Source organism: Pseudoalteromonas sp. UBA2102 (genome assembly GCF_002331165.1).
In the GTDB taxonomy this organism is placed as follows: domain Bacteria; phylum Pseudomonadota; class Gammaproteobacteria; order Enterobacterales; family Alteromonadaceae; genus Pseudoalteromonas; species Pseudoalteromonas atlantica.
The window spans coordinates 35,777-56,071 of the sequence record NZ_DCYU01000010.1; the positions used below are offsets into that span (position 1 = coordinate 35,777).

Annotated in this window: 22 protein-coding genes; 13 read left to right on the plus strand and 9 right to left on the minus strand. The window is 40.8% G+C overall.

Annotated elements, in window-relative coordinates:
- Positions 1–72: 72 nt before the first annotated feature.
- The 4 genes from hemL to B2R65_RS00920 all read right to left on the minus strand — a co-directional run bounded on the left by hemL (position 73) and on the right by B2R65_RS00920 (position 4,646).
- Positions 73–1,353: a glutamate-1-semialdehyde 2,1-aminomutase gene (hemL, locus tag B2R65_RS00905; RefSeq protein WP_273607316.1), complete on the minus strand. Its 1,281-nt coding sequence runs from the start codon at positions 1,351–1,353 to the stop codon at positions 73–75.
- Between the two features lie 35 nt (positions 1,354–1,388).
- A complete protein-coding gene (locus B2R65_RS00910) occupies positions 1,389–2,405 on the minus strand; it encodes an aspartate carbamoyltransferase (RefSeq protein ID WP_273607317.1) in 1,017 nt (338 codons plus the stop codon).
- Positions 2,406–2,521: 116 nt separating this feature from the next.
- Complete coding sequence (locus B2R65_RS00915; protein WP_024034304.1) at positions 2,522–2,956, minus strand: CopD family protein; 435 nt, start codon at positions 2,954–2,956, stop codon at positions 2,522–2,524.
- 7 nt (positions 2,957–2,963) lie between these two features.
- Complete coding sequence (locus B2R65_RS00920) at positions 2,964–4,646, minus strand: chloride channel protein (RefSeq protein ID WP_055252948.1); 1,683 nt, start codon at positions 4,644–4,646, stop codon at positions 2,964–2,966.
- A gap of 248 nt (positions 4,647–4,894) precedes the next feature.
- Between B2R65_RS00920 and erpA the strand changes: the two genes are divergently transcribed.
- Positions 4,895–5,233, plus strand: coding sequence for an iron-sulfur cluster insertion protein ErpA (gene erpA / locus B2R65_RS00925; protein ID WP_002958911.1), 339 nt, complete (start codon positions 4,895–4,897; stop codon positions 5,231–5,233).
- Positions 5,234–5,281: 48 nt separating this feature from the next.
- Here the strand turns inward: erpA and B2R65_RS00930 are convergent, their stop codons facing one another.
- A complete protein-coding gene (locus B2R65_RS00930) occupies positions 5,282–5,470 on the minus strand; it encodes a hypothetical protein (RefSeq protein WP_004587152.1) in 189 nt (62 codons plus the stop codon).
- Between the two features lie 500 nt (positions 5,471–5,970).
- Between B2R65_RS00930 and B2R65_RS00935 the strand changes: the two genes are divergently transcribed.
- Positions 5,971–6,210: a helix-turn-helix domain-containing protein gene (locus tag B2R65_RS00935; RefSeq protein WP_004587151.1), complete on the plus strand. Its 240-nt coding sequence runs from the start codon at positions 5,971–5,973 to the stop codon at positions 6,208–6,210.
- Positions 6,211–6,281: 71 nt separating this feature from the next.
- Here the strand turns inward: B2R65_RS00935 and B2R65_RS00940 are convergent, their stop codons facing one another.
- From B2R65_RS00940 to B2R65_RS00955, 4 genes are read right to left on the minus strand one after another with little or no spacing between them, the layout of a single operon-like run.
- On the minus strand, positions 6,282–7,661 hold the full coding sequence (locus tag B2R65_RS00940; RefSeq protein ID WP_286740320.1) for an AmpG family muropeptide MFS transporter: 1,380 nt from the start codon (positions 7,659–7,661) through the stop codon (positions 6,282–6,284).
- Positions 7,662–7,707: 46 nt separating this feature from the next.
- Entirely contained in the window at positions 7,708–8,325 is a 618-nt protein-coding gene (locus B2R65_RS00945; protein ID WP_004587149.1) for a peptidylprolyl isomerase, read from the minus strand.
- Positions 8,326–8,327: 2 nt separating this feature from the next.
- Positions 8,328–8,888: a YajG family lipoprotein gene (locus B2R65_RS00950; protein ID WP_286740324.1), complete on the minus strand. Its 561-nt coding sequence runs from the start codon at positions 8,886–8,888 to the stop codon at positions 8,328–8,330.
- A gap of 1 nt (position 8,889) precedes the next feature.
- Complete coding sequence (locus B2R65_RS00955) at positions 8,890–10,032, minus strand: methyltransferase (RefSeq protein ID WP_024034301.1); 1,143 nt, start codon at positions 10,030–10,032, stop codon at positions 8,890–8,892.
- A gap of 42 nt (positions 10,033–10,074) precedes the next feature.
- Here B2R65_RS00955 and B2R65_RS00960 point away from each other — a divergent pair, with 42 nt between their 5' ends.
- From B2R65_RS00960 to nqrM, 11 genes are all read left to right on the plus strand, one after another.
- Positions 10,075–10,686: an alpha-ketoglutarate-dependent dioxygenase AlkB family protein gene (locus tag B2R65_RS00960; protein ID WP_004587146.1), complete on the plus strand. Its 612-nt coding sequence runs from the start codon at positions 10,075–10,077 to the stop codon at positions 10,684–10,686.
- Between the two features lie 55 nt (positions 10,687–10,741).
- Entirely contained in the window at positions 10,742–11,053 is a 312-nt protein-coding gene (locus tag B2R65_RS00965) for a BolA family protein (RefSeq protein ID WP_004587145.1), read from the plus strand.
- Positions 11,054–11,176: 123 nt separating this feature from the next.
- Positions 11,177–12,370, plus strand: a complete 1,194-nt coding sequence (gene fabV, locus B2R65_RS00970; protein WP_024034299.1) for an enoyl-ACP reductase FabV — start codon at positions 11,177–11,179, stop codon at positions 12,368–12,370.
- A gap of 353 nt (positions 12,371–12,723) precedes the next feature.
- Positions 12,724–14,067 (plus strand): Na(+)-translocating NADH-quinone reductase subunit A, encoded by a 1,344-nt coding sequence (locus tag B2R65_RS00975; RefSeq protein WP_004587143.1) that lies wholly within the window; start codon positions 12,724–12,726, stop codon positions 14,065–14,067.
- 3 nt (positions 14,068–14,070) lie between these two features.
- Positions 14,071–15,273, plus strand: coding sequence for an NADH:ubiquinone reductase (Na(+)-transporting) subunit B (locus B2R65_RS00980; protein ID WP_004587142.1), 1,203 nt, complete (start codon positions 14,071–14,073; stop codon positions 15,271–15,273).
- Positions 15,266–16,018, plus strand: a complete 753-nt coding sequence (locus tag B2R65_RS00985; protein ID WP_004587141.1) for a Na(+)-translocating NADH-quinone reductase subunit C — start codon at positions 15,266–15,268, stop codon at positions 16,016–16,018. The genes B2R65_RS00980 and B2R65_RS00985 overlap by 8 nt, the downstream gene beginning before the upstream one ends.
- On the plus strand, positions 16,018–16,650 hold the full coding sequence (locus tag B2R65_RS00990) for an NADH:ubiquinone reductase (Na(+)-transporting) subunit D (protein WP_004587140.1): 633 nt from the start codon (positions 16,018–16,020) through the stop codon (positions 16,648–16,650). The genes B2R65_RS00985 and B2R65_RS00990 overlap by 1 nt, the downstream gene beginning before the upstream one ends.
- Before the next feature lie 10 nt (positions 16,651–16,660).
- A complete protein-coding gene (nqrE, locus tag B2R65_RS00995; RefSeq protein WP_004587139.1) occupies positions 16,661–17,269 on the plus strand; it encodes an NADH:ubiquinone reductase (Na(+)-transporting) subunit E in 609 nt (202 codons plus the stop codon).
- Between the two features lie 18 nt (positions 17,270–17,287).
- Positions 17,288–18,517 (plus strand): NADH:ubiquinone reductase (Na(+)-transporting) subunit F, encoded by a 1,230-nt coding sequence (nqrF, locus tag B2R65_RS01000; protein ID WP_004587138.1) that lies wholly within the window; start codon positions 17,288–17,290, stop codon positions 18,515–18,517.
- Between the two features lie 98 nt (positions 18,518–18,615).
- Positions 18,616–19,647, plus strand: a complete 1,032-nt coding sequence (locus B2R65_RS01005) for an FAD:protein FMN transferase (RefSeq protein ID WP_248462618.1) — start codon at positions 18,616–18,618, stop codon at positions 19,645–19,647.
- Positions 19,648–19,809: 162 nt separating this feature from the next.
- Positions 19,810–20,022: a (Na+)-NQR maturation NqrM gene (nqrM, locus tag B2R65_RS01010; protein ID WP_004587136.1), complete on the plus strand. Its 213-nt coding sequence runs from the start codon at positions 19,810–19,812 to the stop codon at positions 20,020–20,022.
- Positions 20,023–20,295 lie beyond the last annotated feature (273 nt).

Here is a 20,295-nt window from a genome sequence, read left to right on the forward strand (position 1 = left end):
AAAAAAAGCCCGTAAGGGCTTTTTTTAACTACAGAGTTAATAACGCACATTATTAACACATGTATTGGATGCTTATAGCTTAGCGAAGGCGCGCTCAGCAGCTTCTATAGTCGCTTGTACTTCTTGCTCTGTGTGCGCAGCACACACAAACCCTGCTTCAAATGCAGAAGGTGCTAGGTATACGCCTTCTTCAAGCATTAGGTGGAAAAAGCGTTTAAAGCGTTCTAAATCACATTCTGTAGCTTGTTTATAAGTGGTTACTTTTTCTGCTTCAGTGAAGAAAAAGCCATACATACCGCCTGCGTAGTTAGTGGTTAAAGGAATGCCTGCTTTTTTAGCGCCTGCTTCAAAGCCTTCACAAATAGCTTTAGAAATAGCTTCTAACTTATCGTGCAAACCTGGTTCACTTAATAGCTCAAGCGATTTTAAACCCGCAGCCATTGCAATAGGGTTACCAGAAAGTGTACCGGCTTGGTAAACCGGACCTACTGGCGCAATGTAATCCATAATTTCGGTTTTGCCGCCAAAGGCACCAACAGGCATGCCGCCGCCAATGACTTTACCTAAACATGTTAAGTCAGGTTTGATGTTGTAATACGCCTGAGCGCCACCTAAAGCAACACGAAAGCCGGTCATTACTTCGTCAAAAATAAGCACCGATTTGTACTCATCACATACTGCACGCAAGCCCTCTAAAAAGCCTTCTACAGGAGGAATACAGTTCATGTTACCCGCTACTGGCTCAACGATAATACAGGCAATGTCGTCTGCGTATTTTTTAAATACAGCTTTTACTTCATCAAGGTTATTAAACGATACGGTAAGCGTGTGCTTTGCAAAATCCTCAGGGATACCAGGTGAATTTGGCACACCCATGGTTAATGCGCCAGAGCCCGCTTTTACTAATAATGAGTCAGCATGGCCGTGGTAACAACCTTCAAACTTAAGGATTTTATCGCGCCCTGTATAGCCGCGGGCTAAGCGAATGGCGCTCATTGTGGCTTCGGTACCCGAGCTTACCATACGTACTTTTTCGATTGATGGGACAAGCGCTTTTACTTTTTCAGCCATTAAAATTTCAGCTTCAGTGGGCGCCCCATAACTTAAACCGTTTTCTACCGCTTCGTGAACAGCTTGCTTTATAGCTGGGTGGTTATGGCCCATGATCATCGGGCCCCACGAACCTACGTAATCAATATAACGGTTGCCATCGGCATCAAAGGTAAAGGCACCCTCGGCTTTGGTAATAAAAAGTGGCGTGCCACCAACACCGTTAAATGCACGTACAGGTGAATTTACGCCACCAGGAATTGAAGTTTGTGCACGATTAAATAAATCTTGGCTTATTGTCATGAAAAATCCTATTAGTTGTCGCTTGGTAAAAGTGTTTAGTTGTCGCGTTTGCGGCTAAACCAAGGTACGTCTACTTCATATTGCTCGACTTTGTTTTCTACGCCCAGGGTTAAAGCAAACAGTGCCATACGAATTAACACGCCATTTTGTACTTGGCGGAATATAGCTAAATTGTCGTTACTGTTTAAGTCGTTATCAAGCTCATTAGCTTCTAAACGGCTATCGCGTGGGAGCGGGTGCATAAGCACGGAGTTTGGCTTACAGTGCGCGTTATAAATTGATTGGCTAATTCTAAAGCCGCCACGGTATTTATTAGCTTCTTCTTGTGAAGGGAAGCGCTCTTCTTGAATACGTGTTTGGTACACAATATCGGCTGCTAAGTTCCCTTCCATTTTGTTGACTAATTGTATTTTATGGCCTGCATTTTCTACCGCATCTAAAATACTCGTTGGCATTTGCAGGCCATCGGGCGCCACCATCGAAAATTTTACGTTTTTGTAATGGCACAATAATTTAGATAATGAATGTACTGTGCGGCCATATTTTAAATCGCCAACTAAGGCGATATGCATGCCATCAATGTTTTGATCAAATCGGTTTAGTTCACGCTCAATAGTTAGCAAGTCAAGTAATGCTTGAGTAGGGTGCTCGTTTGGCCCATCGCCACCGTTAATTACCGGTACGGTACAACCGTCTGCAAATTCGCTTACCGAGCCTGCATCAGGGTGGCGCATAGCGACGGCATCAGCGTACGCTGAAATAACGCGCGCAGTGTCGTAAAGCGATTCGCCTTTAGCAAGGGCTGAGCTTTGCATGCCGGTTGTTTCGCGCACGCCACCGCCTAGTAAATTAAAGGCAGTACCAAAGCTTACACGCGTACGCGTGCTTGGTTCAAAAAACAAATTAGCTAAAATAGCGCCTTCTAGCACTGTTGTTTGCTTTTGTTTTTTAGCATAAGGCTCCATTTTTTTCGCTACTGCAAAAATACGCTCAATGCAGTCTCTGTCGAGTTGATTTACCGACAGTATATGTTCACCTTGGAAACTTAACATGGGGTTATTCCTAATCAATCAAAGGGGCGCGATAATCCATAAAAATGGGGCACGCAATCGCGCGTGTTATAGCAAGTATTGTAAATTGCAGCGCAGTTTAACATGCGCTACACAGCTTATAAATTAGGTTTTATTACCGCAAGCGCAACAATAATTAGCAGCGCAATAACTGGGAGCTCATTAAAAATACGATAAAAGCGGTCCGTTTTGGTATTTCTGTCGTGTTTAAAGTCGCTCAGTAATTTAAAGCAGTAGCCGTGATATAGATATAAAATAATGACCAGTACCAGTTTGTAGTGCAGCCACATGCTGTATCTAAACCACTCACGGCCATATTCTACAATAGTGAGTACACCAAAAACGGCCGTTAAAATAGCAAACGGGGTAACAAAAAAGAGTAGCCGGCGTTCCATCACTTTAAGCATAGAGTTACAGGCTTTTTCTTCGCTCATTGCGTGGTATACAAATAACCGAGGTAAATAAAAAATACCGGCAAACCAAGCAATCATAAAAAAAATGTGCAGTGTTTTATAAATTAGTAAAGCGCTCATAAGAATCCTAAAGTAGGCTGTTACGAATAGTTAAAATATTATTTATTTGATCCCAGCGTAATAGCCCCATTATCTGCTGATCATCTAGCAAGTTGTATACATACAGGGCGCCGCTGCGTTTATCTTTTAAAATATCAAAGGCATCAGCTAAGGTCGACTGGCTGCTAATGCCTTGTAAACTAATGTAGTTTATATTTATGTTTTCGCCCGACATCAGGGTAAGGTCGTACTCTGCTAAGCGATAGCCGTTTTCTTCATCGTAAACTATTAAAGGGGTTTGGCTATCCATGGCGTCTAAGGTGTTTTTAATTTGCTCTTTATCGTCTGAATAAAGCAGTTTAAAGTCCTCATCCATATCATCCATTATGCCCACTTTTTGTAGCGCCTCCGTTGCGGGCGATACATGATAGGGTAGCCCCTGAAAATCGAGCTGTTGCAAAAATATAGACCGATTGCCAAATACTTGCAGCGCCGTTACATAGGCGGTTGTTATCACTAACATGGCCGGTACAATAATCTCTGGCGAGGACGTAAGCTCCATCACAGTAGTTAATGCTGCTAACGGCGCATGTAATGTAGCTGCGAGTAATCCTGCCATTCCTAATACGCCGTATGTGCCTGCAATGTCAGCACCTGGGCTTATAAATTGGGCAAAAAAGGCCATTAAAGTACCTGTTAATACACCTAGCCCAATAACGGGGCCTATTAAGCCGCCCGGTATTCCTAGGCCAATGGCAAACAAGGTCGCTAGCAGTTTAGCTATTAAAATAGTGGTAAGTAGCTGCGCGTTTTCAGGCGATTCAACCGCAATAGTAATCGCACTCATACCCGAACCCATCGCTTGGGGCACTGCATAGGCAATAATACTCGCAATACAACCTGCAATGAGTAAACGAGGAAACATGCTTAAAGGTTTAAATGTTTTTATGATCAGCATTAAATTTTGATTAAAGCTATAGGCAATTGCCCCTAAGGCCATGCCACATAAAATTAAATATGGGTAATGCCAACCACTCAATGGCGTAATGCTAATAAGTGCAAGCTCTGAGCCTTCACCAAACACAAATTGGGTTGCTAATGCACCAGTTAGTGCGGCAAGCATAATTGGTACAAAAATATGCACTTTGTACTCACGTAGCACCACTTCCATTACAAAAATAACCGCAGCCAGAGGGGTATTAAACGAGGCCGCAATACCAGCGGCGACACCACAGCCACTTAATGTACGCATGGCGTTATGCGGTAAATGAAGTTTATCGGCTAATATACTTGCGCCAGTTGCGCCCATATGAACAGATGGCCCTTCGCGGCCCACCGAAAAACCACTAATAAGTGCCAGTGCACCACCTACAAATTGGTTTACGGTGTTGTAAAGCGGCATTTGCCCGTAGTGGCGTTTAATACGATGAATAACAAAAGGAATGCCTAATCGGTAGTGCTTAAAGCCAGTAAATGCAGCAAATGTAGCAATCAGTAGCGCAGCAATCAACGGCATTAAAACTCGTTCAAGAGTGGGGATAGTAGTAAAATTATCGGGAGTGTCTAAAAATAAGCTTTGAAAAAACAGAATCGTTAAGCGAAATAAAATAATAAAAAATGCAGCAATTAAACCAGCACTTACGCCTAATAAGCATAATTGCACAGAGGTTTTTGGTTTTGCTAATCGACGCCTGAGTTGCTCAAGCCACATGCTGTATTCTCCGCCACATTTTTTCAGCGAGCAGTTTAACAAAAGTGTGCAGGTAAGTCCTTGTGATTTTGCAATTTTAAACACTTATATTAACAAATATTACAGCAATCACTGAAAACACATTTTGCTATCGTATCGGCTAAAGCAATAGTTAAAAGCCTAAGATAGCACAAGAGATGTTTGACTATACTTGATTAAAACACTCGGGTATTAGATAATCACGCCATTGCGATATTGAGGGTTTTAAAATGTCTGAAGAATTACCAATAAAGTTCAGCGATGCAGCTGCTGTTCGTGTTAAACAGTTAATCGACGAAGAAGAAAATCCAGATTTAAAACTGCGTGTTTACGTAACAGGTGGTGGTTGTTCTGGTTTTCAATATGGTTTTACTTTTGATGAAAAAGCAAATCCTGGCGATTTAGAAATAGTTAAAAATGGTGTGACCCTGGTTATTGACCCAATGAGTATTCAGTACTTAGTTGATGGCGAAGTGGATTACACAGAAGGGTTAGAAGGCGCACGCTTTTTTGTATCTAATCCTAATGCAACGACTACCTGTGGGTGTGGTGCAAGTTTTAGCGTTTAAGCAATTTACGCTTAGCTATTAAAGCCGCGTTAGCGGCTTTTTTAATGCCTAAAATTCAATTGGGCTGTAATGGGTAAACTGCATTATTAATACAAAAAAGCCTAATACAAAAGCAGAAAAGGCAAGTATGTATAAAAAGCCTTTTTTACCTTGTTTAATGGGTACTCCGTAGTGACGTAAAAACAAAAACCATAAAAAGCATAGTAAAATAGGCAACAAAAATAAGACTCTAAACATACTTCCTCTTTAGTCCCTCAGTTAGGGAAAAAACGTTATTTATGGGAACTTTTTTACCCTTACTGTTGTTTAAACATCAATACAGCAAGGTTATTTGCACGTTAATTTGTAACAAAGTGCTTTTATCTTACAATTAATTTTTTAGGAAAAAACTTAATATTTTTGGTACGTTAACTTAAATATTCAGCATAAGTAAAGGTTAGTGGTTGGGTAAATTTATGCAAACTATGTAATTAATTATTTAACCGAACTGTTAATAGTATATAATGTATCCAAGAGTGAGACGGGCAAAATTTCACTCTTAATAAAAATAAACCTATATCCTATTTTTGCGGGTTAGCACTGAATAGATTGGTAGGTTGAATAAGTAGCAATACCTTTGCTTATTTAAGCAATAGCTTGCTATTGAATAATGTAGTGGGTATCTGCTTATATGCCTCCAATCATTGTGTGACTACTGCTTTGACGGGTATGTCATATCATCTAGTAGGAGATGTAAAATGATGGGCAAGACTGTTTCTTCTGAAGAAAACGAAAAGCTAACTAAATGGCTTAAAACAAAACGCCATGAAAAGGGTCATACAATGCGTAGCCTGGCACAAGTGCTAGGAACACCTCACTCATTTATCGGTAAGATTGAAAATCAAGAACGCCGCTTAGATGTTATTGAGTTTGTACGTTACTGTAATGCACTTGAAGTTGATCCGCATGAAGCGCTAGGCTTAATTAAAGCGGATTAATATTGTTTTGCTTAGGGTGTTATAAGGGGCACTTGAACGGCCTAAGCAAATCACGTTAATGCAGGGATGCATTACATATTTTTATGGTAATTTTGCTCTAACTGATAGAGCTTATGCCTAATCAAATATAAAAACACCAGCGAAGGTATTACCATTAATGCCGTTAACACAAAAAATAATGCCCAATTTCCCATTAGCCAATCATCAATAACCACACCACTGTAACTTGAAAGCAATGTACGCCCTAAATTCCCAAGCGAAGCCAGTAATGCATAATGTGTTGCACTAAATGCTCGGTCACATAACATCGATATAAATGCCACCATAGCCACTAACGACCAAGCCTGAGTAAAGCCATCAATGACAATAGCAAAAGCGTATAAGCCTAAATTAGGGCCAACCAGCGCAATAGCCGAAAATGCTAAATTAGACCCCGCCATAGCAACGCCACTTATAAATAACCCTTTTACAATGCCGTACTTTTGATTGAACAAGCTGCCCACAAAGGTAAAAGCAATGGTGAGTACTGCAGTACCTACTTTTGAAAAAGTGGCTATGTCGCTGTTGCTAAAGCCTATTTCTTTATAAAAAACAATCGACATACGCCCTAAAAAAGCTTCGCCTATTTTAAATAAGAAAATAAATGCTAATAAGGCAAGGGCTGTTTTAACCCCATTTTTAGCAAAAAAGGTTTTAAAGGGATCAACCACTGTAACGCCAAGCCAAGCAATCACTTTAGTAAAGGGCGTTTGCTTAATGCTGGCTAGTTTTTCAAGGTATACACGCTCAAGCTCTGCGTGAACAGCTTCTCGGTTTGATTTAGGCTCTTTGGCAAATAACACGCCGCTCATTAGTATCAACATAACAGCGGCTAAAAAGTAATACACTTGTGGCCAATCTAAAGAGGGGATATCGGCCATGTAAAAAGGAATAGCGCCCAGTAATGCGTAACCTGTCCACCAACCCGATGTGGCCATAGCAGCAGCTGCAGTAGCTTTATGAGATTCGTTTTCGCTTAATGTGTCTATTCTAAAAGCATCAATTGCTATGTCTTGTGTGGCAGAGGCGACTGCGATGAGTAAACACAAGCCGGCGGCAATCGCTAAGTTTTCTTTTAAATCAAGCCCCGCTAAAAGCAGGGTGCCAATAAACATAAAGCTTTGGCAAAATAAAATCCAACTACGACGTTGCCCAAACCATTTGTACAATAACGGCAGTTTGGTTCTATCAATAAGCGGCGACCACATAAAATTAATGCTATATGCGCCAAATACAATACCAAATAAGCCAATCATACTGCGGCTTAGGCCTTCGTCTTTTAGCCAAGCCGACATCACAGAGCCAATCAGTACCCATGGAAAACCACTGCTCATACCAAATATAAAAATATTGATTAAACGTTTATCTTTAAAATACGAGAAATATTCGCTTACTGAGAGGGTTTTGCTCATAGGGCCTTCATTGGCGTTGGGTGCAACTTAATTGCACCTCAGTGATTTATAATGGGGTTTGCTCAAGTACTTTAATATTTAAAATAACAACGGGCGTTTTTGGTACAAAGTCGTAGCCAATTTTTTCATTAAAGCCGGTTTCTACAGCCATAATTTTATCTAGCGTGTCGTAACCATCCATTACATTGCCAAACACGGCAAAGCCCCAATCTCTACCTGGGTTTAAATGATCGTTATCATCCATATTAAAAAAGAATTGGCGAGTTCCTGAATGCGGTTCACGGTCTTGATACGCCATAGCGATGCTGTACATATCATTTTTTAAACCGTTGCCACTTTCGTTAAATATAGGGTCGTTTTCGTGTAAGCCATCAAGGTCTTTATCGTAGCCACCGCCTTGTATTACAAAGTCACGGTCGTTTTCAACATCACGTTCTACACGGTGGAATATACTGCCTTGGTAACTTTTATCCATTACGTAGGTTAAAAAGTTATTTACCGTAATAGGGGCTTTTGAGCGGTCTAGCTCAACCACAATGCTACCCAATGACGTGACTATTTCTACACGCGGAAAAATATTGTCTTTTTGGACAAAACGGCCTTCTTGCGCGGCAAAGGTGCTTACACTAAATAGTAGGCTTAAGCAGATTAAAAATCGTTTCATTGTTAACCTTCTAAAAATTCAATTAATTCTGGGTCCGATACAATGCGGGTTATAATTTGTTCCGTCAACTTATTGAGTTGACCTTCAATTTTGGCGCGGTCATGGCTCAGCGGCCCTTCTAAATTAGCACTGCCACGATACACTTTACTAAAATTGCTGGTAGAGCGAATAACCCGTACGCCTAGCTCAATGTGCGCTTCGCTGGTATGGCTCATGAGCTTTTCAGTCACTTGTGCTTGTAAGGCATGAATGTCTAGTTCAAAGCGGGTTGTTGCTAGGTTTGAAATACTTGCCCCGTTACGGTTTAGCGCGCTATCTAATACGCTTTTAACAGAAGTTACAATATCTTGGCTGGCAAAGGTTTTGGTTTTACCCGACTCAACAAGCTTAAGGGTTGCGCTGTCACCACGTAAATCAATAACGCTGGTACTTAAACTAGCTGAAATAACGCTAATTTGGCCACTTTTATAAACCGGGTTTAATATCACTTGGTTTGGCTGGTTACTGCATGCGCTAAACACCAGCATGGAGCAACAGGCTAAAATAAATTTAGTTAATTTCATTTTATAGCATCCCACTATTTTTAGTTGCGCTGAGCACTACAAACTTTTTGTTTGAACCTAATAGCTTACAGTTACCAAACATACGATTTAATTTATCGTGATAATCTAAATGACGATTACCAATAATACGCAGCTCGCCACCTTCTTTTAATGTATCTTTTGCTTGTTTAAACATTTGCCACGCAATGTGGTCGGTAACAGCTTGGGCTTGGTGAAATGGAGGGTTACACAACACCATATCCACACTGTCTCTTGCAAAGCCGGTTAAACAATCGTTTTCTATAAATTGGCAATCATCAAATTTATTTGCTTGGTTAAGTTCTACATTTAAACGTGCAGATTCGACCGCCATGTACGACTCATCAACAAAGGTTACCGACGCATTTGGACAGCGTGATAACGTCATTAAACCCACCACACCATTACCACAACCTAAGTCGATAATACTTTTTGCTTTTGAGGTTTGCGGCAAGTAATTAAAAAAGAACCGTGCACCTATATCTAACGAATCGCGCGAAAACACATTGGCATGGTTCGTTATATTAAAATCAGTGCCTTCAAGCTGCCAACTTACTGGGAAGTTAGCTTCTTTATAACCGCCTTTAGCTGTACTTAATATTAAACGCGACTTTTTAACGGCCAAGCTTGTTTTGGTTTCGCCAATAAATTGCTCAAACGCTTTTATAGTTGAGTTATGAATTTCCTTTGTTTTACCCGCGGCAATAACCGGTGTGCCAGGGGCAAGTACTTCACTCAACTCGCTTAATTGAAACTGTAAAAACCCGACGTTACGCGGTATTTTTATAAGTACTAAATCAACCTCTTCAGGCAGCGCAGATAAGCTATCTAACTGTGTAAATTGGGCTGTTGATAGTTTATTTTCTTTTAAATTATAGGCTGCAGCTTGGTGGCTAATATAAGAATCGTTAACTGAACAAACCGTTAATTCACTAAAATAACAGGCAAGAGCACCAAACGCGTCGTTTAAAATTAGTAATGAGCGACAATCAGGGTGATGTTCGTTAACATAATTGATAAGGTACTCGTCGGCCGAATCCCACGCTTGTAAACTGCGGTTTTTTTGATCCAAAGGGAAACGTTCAAGAGTAAATGTTTTATCGCCTAGCTGGGCTTGCGTCGTCATAATGGTTTGTTGATCAGTAATCTAATGTAGGTAAATTCTAACATGCAACGGCAAAACGCCAACCCCCAACAGTTACCAAACGGCTTTTCTTATCAAAGTAAGGCGCTTAGTGCGCAAAAAAGCCTCGATTTATTTTATTATTTACAAAAAAATCTTAATTGGCAGCAGCCTAATGTCACTGTGTATGGCAGAACAGGGCCCATTCCACGTTTGCAATGCTTTATGAGCGACTTAAATATTGAATATGGTTACTCACACAGTAAACAAATAGTAGAGCCGTGGGATGAGGTGCTTTTAGCAATGCGAAAACGTTTAGAGCGACATTTAAATAAGCCGCTTAATTCGTTATTAGTCAATTATTACCGTGATGGTAACGACACCATGGGCTGGCACAGTGATGATGAAATAGAACTAGGCCCTGAACCTACCATTGTATGTATATCGCTTGGTGCTGAGCGCGTACTCAAATTAAAACAAAAAGCCACGAATAAAGTCACCGACTTAAAATTACAAAGCGGCAGTTGCTTAGTGATGAGTGGGCATAGTCAGCGCGACTACCAGCACGCAATCCCCAAACAAACAACGCTTGCTCACCCACGGATCAGCTTAACGTACCGCTTTATTGAGCACATTAAGCAAAAGCAATTTAGTTAGTTAAATTAACTTGTTATAGTAGCTGCACAAATCAGTGACTAAATATGGTGTTTTAATGTCAATGCAACAACAAATTCAAGACAAGCTTAGTAGCGCGATTGCCTGTAAGCATTTAAACGTAATTAACGAAAGCCATATGCACAGCGCCGGTACTGAGTCGCATTTTAAAGTAATTGTGGTAAGTGAAGAGTTTGCGGGTAAACGATTACTACAGCGCCACCGCCAAATTAACGAAGTACTAAAAGATGAGCTAGCAAATCACATTCATGCCTTAGCAATTCATACGTACACGCCAGATGAATTTTCAGAGCAGGGTGGCGAAGCACCTGACTCTCCAAATTGTATGGGCGGCTCAAAGCTAAATTAACCACAATGTACGTTAGCCAATATAATAGGGGTATTTGATCAGGTTTAACTGATCAGATCAGTGTTTTTAGTATTAGCCTTTAAACTAGCGCTAATTTTTATTGTAAAAGATATAGGATGATCAATGGTCATTAAGCCTAAAATTCGTGGATTTATTTGTACTAACGCACACCCTGTAGGATGTGCAGAGCATGTTCAAGAGCAAATTAACTATGTAAAACAACAAGGCGAATTAAAAGATGCGCCTAAAAATGTACTCGTAATTGGTGCATCTACTGGTTACGGCTTAGCGTCTCGTATTACGGCGGCATTTGGCGGTGGGGCTAAAACACTGGGTATTTTCTTTGAAAAAGAAGGTACAGAGCGTAAAACAGGTTCTGCTGGTTGGTACAATACAGCAGCATTTCAAGACGCTGCAGATGAAGCTGGGCTTTGGTCAAAAAATATTAATGGCGATGCGTTTTCTAACGAAATTAAGCAAAAAGCAATCGAGACAATCAAAGCAGATTTAGGCAAAGTAGACTGTATTATTTACAGCTTAGCATCGCCTCGTCGTACCGATCCAAATACAGGTGAGGTGTATTCATCTACACTTAAACCTATTGGCAGTGCTGTAACTACAAAAAATTTAAATACGTCAAAGCGCGAAATTGACGAAGTAACAGTAGAAGCCGCAAGCCAAGATGACATCGACAACACCATTAAAGTGATGGGCGGTGAAGATTGGGAAATGTGGATTGATGCATTAAAAGAAGCAGACGTACTAGCCGATAACTTTAAAACCACGGCTTATACTTATATAGGTAAAGAGTTAACGTGGCCAATCTACGGGCACGCAACAATAGGTAAAGCAAAAGAAGATTTAGACCGAGCAACTGCTGCAATTAAAGAATCGACAAAAGATTTAAATGGTCAAGCCTATGTGTCGTCTTTAAATGCTGTTGTTACTCAGGCAAGCTCTGCTATTCCTATTATGCCGCTATATATCTCTGCTTTATTTAAAGTAATGAAAGCCGATGGCACTTATGAAGGCACCATTGAGCAAATTCATGCTTTATTTAGCGAAAACCTATACGGTGAAAACCCACGCTTTGACGAGGGCGGCCACTTATTCCAAAACTACAAAGAGCTAGAGGACGATGTACAAGCACGTGTGCAAGCTGTTTGGGATAAAGTAGATACGAGCTCAATTGATGAGCTAACCGATTATGTAGGCTACCATAACGAATTTTTACGTTTATTTGGTTTTGGCATTGACGCTGTTGACTATGAGCAAGATGTAGATGCAGTGAAGCCAATTGCAAACATGATTGACTAATCACACTTTGTAATTATAAAAAGTCGCTTATTGCGGCTTTTTTGCTTTTAGTGTTTTAGATATTTTGTGGCAGTTAGGTGCTTAGGCTACCACTTTGGTCTACCTTGATTTTTATTTAAAACACTTAACAAAACTAAATAAGCGTTTCTGTCGTATAATTTTCATAAATACACTCGCATAGTCGTACATAATGATGTTAAAATCGAAGCAATATGTGAGGAGTTTTACTGCGTTGCTTGTTTGATATTCCTAGCAAGTTGTTCTTTTGTACCTTGATATATCTTGGATAACTCAAGTGGCGACGTGGTTGATACGATTTTTCAGTTTCTTTCCGTTAATTAATGCAAGTGCGTATGATCAACATAAAAAAAGGTCTGGATTTACCCATAGAGGGCGCGCCTCAGCAAGTTATTCATGATGGTTCTGCCATCAAACGTGTAGCTGTGCTAGGTGAAGAGTTTATCGGTATGCGTCCAACCATGCATGTTCGTGTGGATGACCAAGTCAAAAAAGGCCAGGTACTTTTTGAAGACAAAAAGAACCCAGGCGTCCTATTTACTGCACCAGCTTCTGGTACAGTAAAAGAAATTAATCGTGGTGCTAAACGTGTGCTGCAATCTGTTGTTATTGAAGTAAACGGCAGTGAGCAAATCACCTTTGACTCTTTCAATGCAGATGAGCTTGCAAGCTTATCGCGTGAAAAAGCCAAAGAAGTACTTGTTCAGTCAGGTCAATGGACAGCACTTCGTGCTCGCCCATTTAGCAAAATAGCTGCGTTGGATGCAAATCCTAGCTCTATATTTGTAACCGCTATCGACACAAACCCTCTTGCTGCAGATCCTGCAGTAATTATTGCCGAAAATGCAGCTGCATTTGAAGCGGGTCTTGCTGTTGTTTCGCGTTTGACCGATGGCAAAGTATTTGTATGTAAGCAAGCTGGCAGTCAAGTTCCTAGCTCGTCTATCGCTCAAGTAGAAGTACATGAGTTCGGTGGCGTGCATCCAGCAGGCTTAGTTGGTACTCATATTCATCACCTTGATGCAGTATCTGTTAATAAACAAGTTTGGCATATTGGTTACCAAGACGTTATCGCGTATGGTCACTTATTCCTTACTGGTGAAATCAACACAGACCGTGTTATTTCGCTTGCAGGTCCTCGCGTTAAAAACCCTCGTTTAGTGAAAACTCAACTAGGTGCTTCATTAGATGATTTAGTGGCAGGCGAATTAGAAGACGGTGATAACCGTGTTATTTCTGGTTCTGTTTTATCTGGCGCTATTTCTTCAGGTCCTCATGCATTCTTAGGTCGCTACCACGTTCAAGTATCTGTTTTACTTGAAGGTCGCGAAAAAGAGCTGTTTGGTTGGATTGCACCAGGTAGTGATAAATTCTCTGTAACGCGTACATTCCTTTCTCACCTTGCACCGAGTCGTTTATTTAAAATGACAACGTCTACAGGTGGTTCAAAACGTGCCATGGTACCAATTGGTAGCTACGAGCGCGTAATGCCGCTAGATATTTTGCCAACCCTATTATTACGTGACTTAATTTCACGTGACTTAGACAGTGCAATTTCATTAGGTGCGCTTGAACTTGATGAAGAAGATTTAGCGTTATGTACCTTCGTTTGTCCGGGCAAATACGAGTATGGTTCTATCCTACGCGATTGCTTAACAACGATCGAGAAGGAAGGCTAAGAGATGGGTTTAAAGAAATTTTTAGAAGACATTGAGCCGCATTTTGAACCAGGTGGTAAACACGAAAAATGGTACGCCCTGTATGAAGCAGCCGCGACTATTTTTTACACGCCAGGTTATGTAAATAAAGGCGCAACTCACGTTCGCGATAATATCGACCTAAAACGCATGATGATTTTAGTGTGGATGGCGACGTTCCCAGCTATGTTTTTTGGTATGTTCAACATCGGTCATCAGGCCGCGGGTGCTTTAGCACAAGGTTTTGAACTAGCAAACTCTTGGCAGGTTGGCTTGTTCCAGTTATTTGGTGGTGAATTAACCGCTGAGTCGGGCTGGGGCGCTAAAATGTTCTACGGGGCATGTTTCTTCTTACCAATATACGCCGTTACTTTTGCAGTAGGTGGTTTTTGGGAAGTACTATTTGCTTCTGTGCGTAAGCATGAAGTTAACGAAGGTTTCTTCGTAACCTCTGTATTATTTGCACTTATTTTGCCTGCGACTATTCCTTTATGGCAAGTGGCATTAGGTATTACGTTTGGTGTTGTTATTGCTAAAGAAATCTTTGGTGGTACAGGCCGTAACTTCTTAAACCCTGCATTAGCGGGCCGTGCGTTCTTATTCTTCGCATACCCTGCACAAATCTCAGGTGACACAGTATGGACTGCAGTAGACTCGTTCTCTGGTGCAACTATGCTAGGTCAAGCGTTTGTAGGCACTCTTGATTACAGCAACATGGAGCTATGGTGGAATGCGTTTTACGGTTTCATTCAAGGTTCTGTAGGTGAGACATCTACGCTTGCTGTGCTTATTGGTGGCTTATTCTTAATTTACGTTCGCATCGCTTCTTGGCGCATTGTACTAGGTGTATTCCTAGGTATGGTGGCAACTGCATTCTTATTAAATGCGGTTGGCTCTGAGAGCAACCCTGTATTTGCAATGCCTTGGCATTGGCATTTAGTACTGGGTGGTTTTGCGTTTGGTATGTTCTTTATGGCTACTGACCCTGTATCAGCTGCATTTACCGATAAAGGTAAGTTCGCATACGGCGCGCTTATTGGCTTTATGGTAGTTATGATCCGTGTAGTAAACCCTGCTTTCCCAGAAGGCATGATGCTAGCAATCTTATTTGCTAACTTATTTGCTCCACTGTTCGATCACTTTGTAGTGCAAGCTAATATCAAGCGGAGGTTGGCACGTAATGTCTAGTAATAACGAATCAATCGGCAAAACGTTAACGGTTGTTGTAGCACTATGTTTAGTGTGTGCAATTATTGTATCGTTTGCTTCTGTACAGCTTCGTCCTTTACAGCAAGCTAATAAAACTCAAGATATTCAACGTAATATCTTAGCAGCAGCTGATATTGAAATCGCAAACTCTGTATCTGACACATTCGATGGCAAAATCGAAGCACGTGTTGTTGATATGGACACTGGCGAATTTGTTGAAGATGCTGATCCAAACTCATTTGATTTCGAAAAATCGAAATTCGACCAACAAAGAAGTTTTGCACTTAAAGCAGAAGGGATTAAGGACATCGCTGGTATTCAGCGTATGACTAAAAACTCACCTGTTTACATCTCTAAAAAAGAAGATGGTTCTACAGATGCAATCATTTTACCTATCCAAGGTTACGGCCTTTGGGGTGTAATGTATGGTTTCTTAGCGCTTGAAAGCGATGGCGAAACAGTTAAAAACATCAACTTTTACAAGCATAGCGAAACACCAGGCCTGGGTGGCGAAATTCAAAACCCACAATGGACAGCTAAATGGCAAGGTAAAGAGTTACCTATTAACATTATGAAAAGCGGTGCTAGCAACGAACATCAAATTGATGGTTTATCAGGTGCTACACTAACTTCTAATGGTGTTGATCACACAGTTGACTTTTGGACTGGTGAAAACGGCTTTGGTCCTTTCCTTGCGAAGGTACGTGAAGGAGCGTTGAAATAATGGCTGATACTAAAGAAATGAAGTCGGTCCTATTTGGTCCGGTTTTAGCTAACAACCCAATCGCATTACAAGTACTTGGTATTTGTTCTGCTCTGGCGGTAACGTCTAGCTTAAAAAATGCCTTAATCATGTCAATTGCTTTGACATTAGTAACGGCGTTTTCTAGCTTGTTCATTTCAAGCATTCGTAACCACATACCTTCATCAGTACGTATTATCGTACAGATGACGATCATTGCTTCACTAGTAATTGTTGTAGACCAAGTGTTACAAGCATTCTCTTACGCTACGGCGAAAGAGCTTTCTGTATTCGTTGGCCTAATCATTACTAACTGTATTGTAATGGGTCGTGCTGAAGCGTACGCAATGAAGTCGCCACCACTTATGTCATTTTTAGATGGTATTGGTAATGGCTTAGGCTACTCAGTGGTATTACTTACTGTTGGTTTCATTCGTGAACTATTTGGTAAGGGAACACTATTCGGTGTTGATATTATCCCATTAGTACAAGATGGTGGTTGGTATCAACCTATGGGTCTATTGATTTTACCACCGAGTGCATTCTTCATCATTGGTTTATTCATATGGGTACTTCGTACTTATAAGAAAGACCAAGTAGAAGCTAAAGCGTAAGGGGCAAGCAGTGGAACATTATATTAGTTTATTTGTAAAAGCGGTTTTTATTGAAAACTTAGCTTTAGCTTTCTTCCTAGGTATGTGTACTTTCTTAGCAGTATCTAAAAAAGTAACTACTTCAATTGGCCTAGGTGTAGCCGTTATTGTGGTACTGGGTATTTCTGTACCAGTAAATAACTTGGTTTACCATGCCGTACTTGCACCGGGTGCATTAGAGTGGCTTGGTTACCCTGAAGCAGACCTTAGCTTTTTACGTTTCTTAACGTTCATTGGTGTTATTGCAGCACTCGTGCAAATTTTGGAAATGGCATTAGATAAGTTTTTCCCTGCACTTTACAACGCATTAGGTATCTTCTTACCACTAATCACAGTTAACTGTGCGATTTTTGGTGCGGTATCATTCATGGTTGAGCGTAACTATAACTTCGGCGAGTCTGTTGTTTATGGTGTTGGCGCTGGTGTTGGTTGGGCGCTTGCAATTACATTACTTGCAGGTATCCGTGAGAAAATGAAATATTCAGACGTGCCAGATGGCCTACGTGGTTTAGGTATTACCTTCATCACTGTTGGTTTAATGGGTCTTGGCTTTATGTCATTCTCTGGTATTTCACTGTAAAGGTAGCGAGGATAAATCATGAGTTATGAGATTTTCTTAGGCGTTGGTGTTTTCATCGCTATCGTTGTACTACTAGTTTTAGTTATCATTGGTGCTAAATCTAAGTTAGTTGCAAGCGGTGACATCATCATCGGTATTAATGGCGATCCAGACAAAGCCATTAAAACATCAGCAGGTAGCAAGCTTTTAGGCGCGCTATCTGAATCAGGTATTTTCGTATCATCTGCATGTGGTGGCGGTGGCTCTTGTGGTCAGTGTCGTGTACACATTAAAGAAGGTGGTGGCGATATCTTACCAACAGAACTTGATCACATTTCTAAAGGTGAAGCCCGTGAAGGCTGTCGTTTAGCGTGTCAGGTAAATGTTAAAAACGACATGGAAATTGAACTTGAAGAGTCAATTTTCGGTGTTAAAAAATGGGATTGTGAAGTTATCTCTAACGATAACAAAGCAACGTTCATTAAAGAGCTTAAGCTACAAATTCCAGATGGCGAATCAGTGCCTTTCCGTGCGGGTGGTTACATCCAAATCGAAGCGCCTGCTCACCATGTTAAATACGCAGATTTCGATATTCCTGAAGAGTATCGTGGCGACTGGAATCACTTTGGTTTCTTCGACCTGGAGTCAAAAGTAGACGATGAAACAATTCGTGCATACTCAATGGCTAACTACCCAGAAGAAGAAGGCATTATCATGCTTAACGTGCGTATTGCTACGCCGCCGCCAAGAAACCTGAGCCTACCATGTGGTAAAATGTCATCGTACATTTGGTCACTTAAAGCAGGCGACAAGGTAACTATTTCAGGTCCATTTGGTGAGTTCTTCGCTAAAGACACCGACGCTGAAATGGTATTCGTAGGTGGTGGTGCAGGTATGGCACCAATGCGTTCACATATCTTTGACCAACTTAAGCGTTTAAACTCTAAGCGTAAGATTAGTTTCTGGTATGGTGCACGTTCTGAGCGTGAAATGTTCTATGTTGAAGATTTCGATGGCTTAGCAGCTGAAAACGATAACTTTGTATGGCATACCGCATTGTCTGACCCACAACCAGAAGATAACTGGGAAGGTTACACAGGCTTTATCCATAACGTACTTTATGAAAACTACTTGAAAGATCATGAAGCGCCAGAAGATTGTGAGTTCTACATGTGTGGTCCTCCAATGATGAACGCGGCTGTTATCGGCATGCTTAAAGACCTAGGTGTAGAAGACGAAAACATCTTACTAGATGACTTCGGTGGCTAACACCCATATCAAAACAGCTTAGTTTTGGTTAAAATACGGGCCTCGTCGCACATTGTGCAACGGGGCTTTTTTTATTTTATTTTACATGGGCTAATTTAATGAACAGAGTAAGCAGTTCTCAAGGCGCTATCAGTATTTTTTTATTAACTATAATGCTATTTATCTCTGGCTGTGGGGCTGATAAAACACCTCAGGAGGTATTTTTAGAAGGCAAAACGATGGGCACCACCTATCATATTAAATACTTTGCCGACGATAAAAGCGTTGATGCCACTAAATTACAGCAGCAAATAGATACGCAATTGAAAGCGGTTAATCAGTCTATGTCTACGTATATCCCCGATTCTGAAATTAACACATTTAATAAATTACCCGCCAACCAGGTTATGCCAATTAGTGAAGACTTTAGGGCTGTGGTGAGTGAATCGATTCGTTTAGGTAAGTCGACCAAAACGCTTGATGTAACGATGGGCCCGTTAATAGATTTATGGGGCTTTGGACCTGATAAAAAACCAACTAAGCGCCCAAGTGATGAAGCACTTGCTGCAATGATTGAAAAAATTGGTGTAGATAAACTAAATCTTACTGAGCAGGGCCTTGCTAAAACAGTTGATGGTTTAGAGCTGTCGTTTTCGGCCACAGCGAAAGGGTATGGCATTGATAAAGTAGCGCAATTACTTGAAAGCCAAAATATTAGTAACTACATGGTAGAAATAGGTGGGGAGCTGCGCATTGGCGGTGAAAAGCCAAATAACCAAGATTGGAAAATCGCGATAGAGCAGCCAGATGCGCCACCAGGCGAGCGAAAAGTTCACCGTGTATTAGCGCCCGGTACGAATGGCATTGCAACATCAGGTGACTACCGTATTTTTTATAAAATGGATGGCGAAACTTACACTCATTTAATTGACCCAGTAACAGGCATGCCAATCAAACATGACTTAGTGTCGGTTACTGTATTACATCCTAGTGCAATGACCGCAGATGGCTTAGCAACCGCATTAACGGTTATGGGAATGGAGAATGCTAAAGCATACGCTGAAAAGCACGATTTACCTGTGTACTTAATGGCTAAATCAGACAAAGGCATTGTGACTTACGCGAGCACTGCATTTAAGCCTTATTTGTAATATAATAGCGTTTAGCTAAAACTTTATTCGTGCTAAACGCATATTACAACCTATTTTTTGAAATAGACTTCTCTCGCATCTATGTGGGTTTTGGGTGTATAATTTAGCGGTCGCTCAACAATGTTTGAGCATAATTTATTGCTGATCAATAGGGGCTAAGCAATGTCACTTTTTCTTCTTACATTTGGTTTATTAATTTTAATCGTGATAGCTATGGCTGTTGGTATGATCGTGCAAAGAAAATCTATGGCAAGTAGTTGCGGTGGATTAGGCTCGGTAGGTATTGATAAAGCCTGTGATTGTGACGATCCATGTGATAAGCGTAAAAAGCGTATGGCTAAAGAGCAAGCCTGGAAAGAAAACCAAATTATTTAAGCCGTAGCTTAATGACAAAAAGCGCCTTATGGCGCTTTTTTTGTACCTGTGTATTTATTGTCCAACCTCTGTTTTAAATAAACGCAAGCTTAATGTATTAGACCAAGGTCTATAGTTTAGTTTTTTTCACCTATTAGGTTTATTTTTCTCGTTTGTCAAATTGGAGCTAACACTCTAAAGTTTAACCATAGACACAGAGCAAGGCTCTAGTCATAAGCTTGAGGCATAAAAGTTAGCCTCGCTTAAAAGAATCTTTATATTGTGTGTGAAGAT

Coding starts and splice junctions, on each gene's coding strand:
- hemL (WP_273607316.1), bottom strand. CDS start 1,353: ATGACAATAAGCCAAGATTTATTTAATCGTGCACAAACTTCAATTCCT.
- B2R65_RS00910 (WP_273607317.1), bottom strand. CDS start 2,405: ATGTTAAGTTTCCAAGGTGAACATATACTGTCGGTAAATCAACTCGAC.
- B2R65_RS00915 (WP_024034304.1), bottom strand. CDS start 2,956: ATGAGCGCTTTACTAATTTATAAAACACTGCACATTTTTTTTATGATT.
- B2R65_RS00920 (WP_055252948.1), bottom strand. CDS start 4,646: ATGTGGCTTGAGCAACTCAGGCGTCGATTAGCAAAACCAAAAACCTCT.
- erpA (WP_002958911.1), top strand. CDS start 4,895: ATGTCTGAAGAATTACCAATAAAGTTCAGCGATGCAGCTGCTGTTCGT.
- B2R65_RS00930 (WP_004587152.1), bottom strand. CDS start 5,470: ATGTTTAGAGTCTTATTTTTGTTGCCTATTTTACTATGCTTTTTATGG.
- B2R65_RS00935 (WP_004587151.1), top strand. CDS start 5,971: ATGATGGGCAAGACTGTTTCTTCTGAAGAAAACGAAAAGCTAACTAAA.
- B2R65_RS00940 (WP_286740320.1), bottom strand. CDS start 7,661: ATGAGCAAAACCCTCTCAGTAAGCGAATATTTCTCGTATTTTAAAGAT.
- B2R65_RS00945 (WP_004587149.1), bottom strand. CDS start 8,325: ATGAAACGATTTTTAATCTGCTTAAGCCTACTATTTAGTGTAAGCACC.
- B2R65_RS00950 (WP_286740324.1), bottom strand. CDS start 8,888: ATGAAATTAACTAAATTTATTTTAGCCTGTTGCTCCATGCTGGTGTTT.
- B2R65_RS00955 (WP_024034301.1), bottom strand. CDS start 10,032: ATGACGACGCAAGCCCAGCTAGGCGATAAAACATTTACTCTTGAACGT.
- B2R65_RS00960 (WP_004587146.1), top strand. CDS start 10,075: ATGCAACGGCAAAACGCCAACCCCCAACAGTTACCAAACGGCTTTTCT.
- B2R65_RS00965 (WP_004587145.1), top strand. CDS start 10,742: ATGTCAATGCAACAACAAATTCAAGACAAGCTTAGTAGCGCGATTGCC.
- fabV (WP_024034299.1), top strand. CDS start 11,177: ATGGTCATTAAGCCTAAAATTCGTGGATTTATTTGTACTAACGCACAC.
- B2R65_RS00975 (WP_004587143.1), top strand. CDS start 12,724: ATGATCAACATAAAAAAAGGTCTGGATTTACCCATAGAGGGCGCGCCT.
- B2R65_RS00980 (WP_004587142.1), top strand. CDS start 14,071: ATGGGTTTAAAGAAATTTTTAGAAGACATTGAGCCGCATTTTGAACCA.
- B2R65_RS00985 (WP_004587141.1), top strand. CDS start 15,266: ATGTCTAGTAATAACGAATCAATCGGCAAAACGTTAACGGTTGTTGTA.
- B2R65_RS00990 (WP_004587140.1), top strand. CDS start 16,018: ATGGCTGATACTAAAGAAATGAAGTCGGTCCTATTTGGTCCGGTTTTA.
- nqrF (WP_004587138.1), top strand. CDS start 17,288: ATGAGTTATGAGATTTTCTTAGGCGTTGGTGTTTTCATCGCTATCGTT.
- B2R65_RS01005 (WP_248462618.1), top strand. CDS start 18,616: ATGAACAGAGTAAGCAGTTCTCAAGGCGCTATCAGTATTTTTTTATTA.
- nqrM (WP_004587136.1), top strand. CDS start 19,810: ATGTCACTTTTTCTTCTTACATTTGGTTTATTAATTTTAATCGTGATA.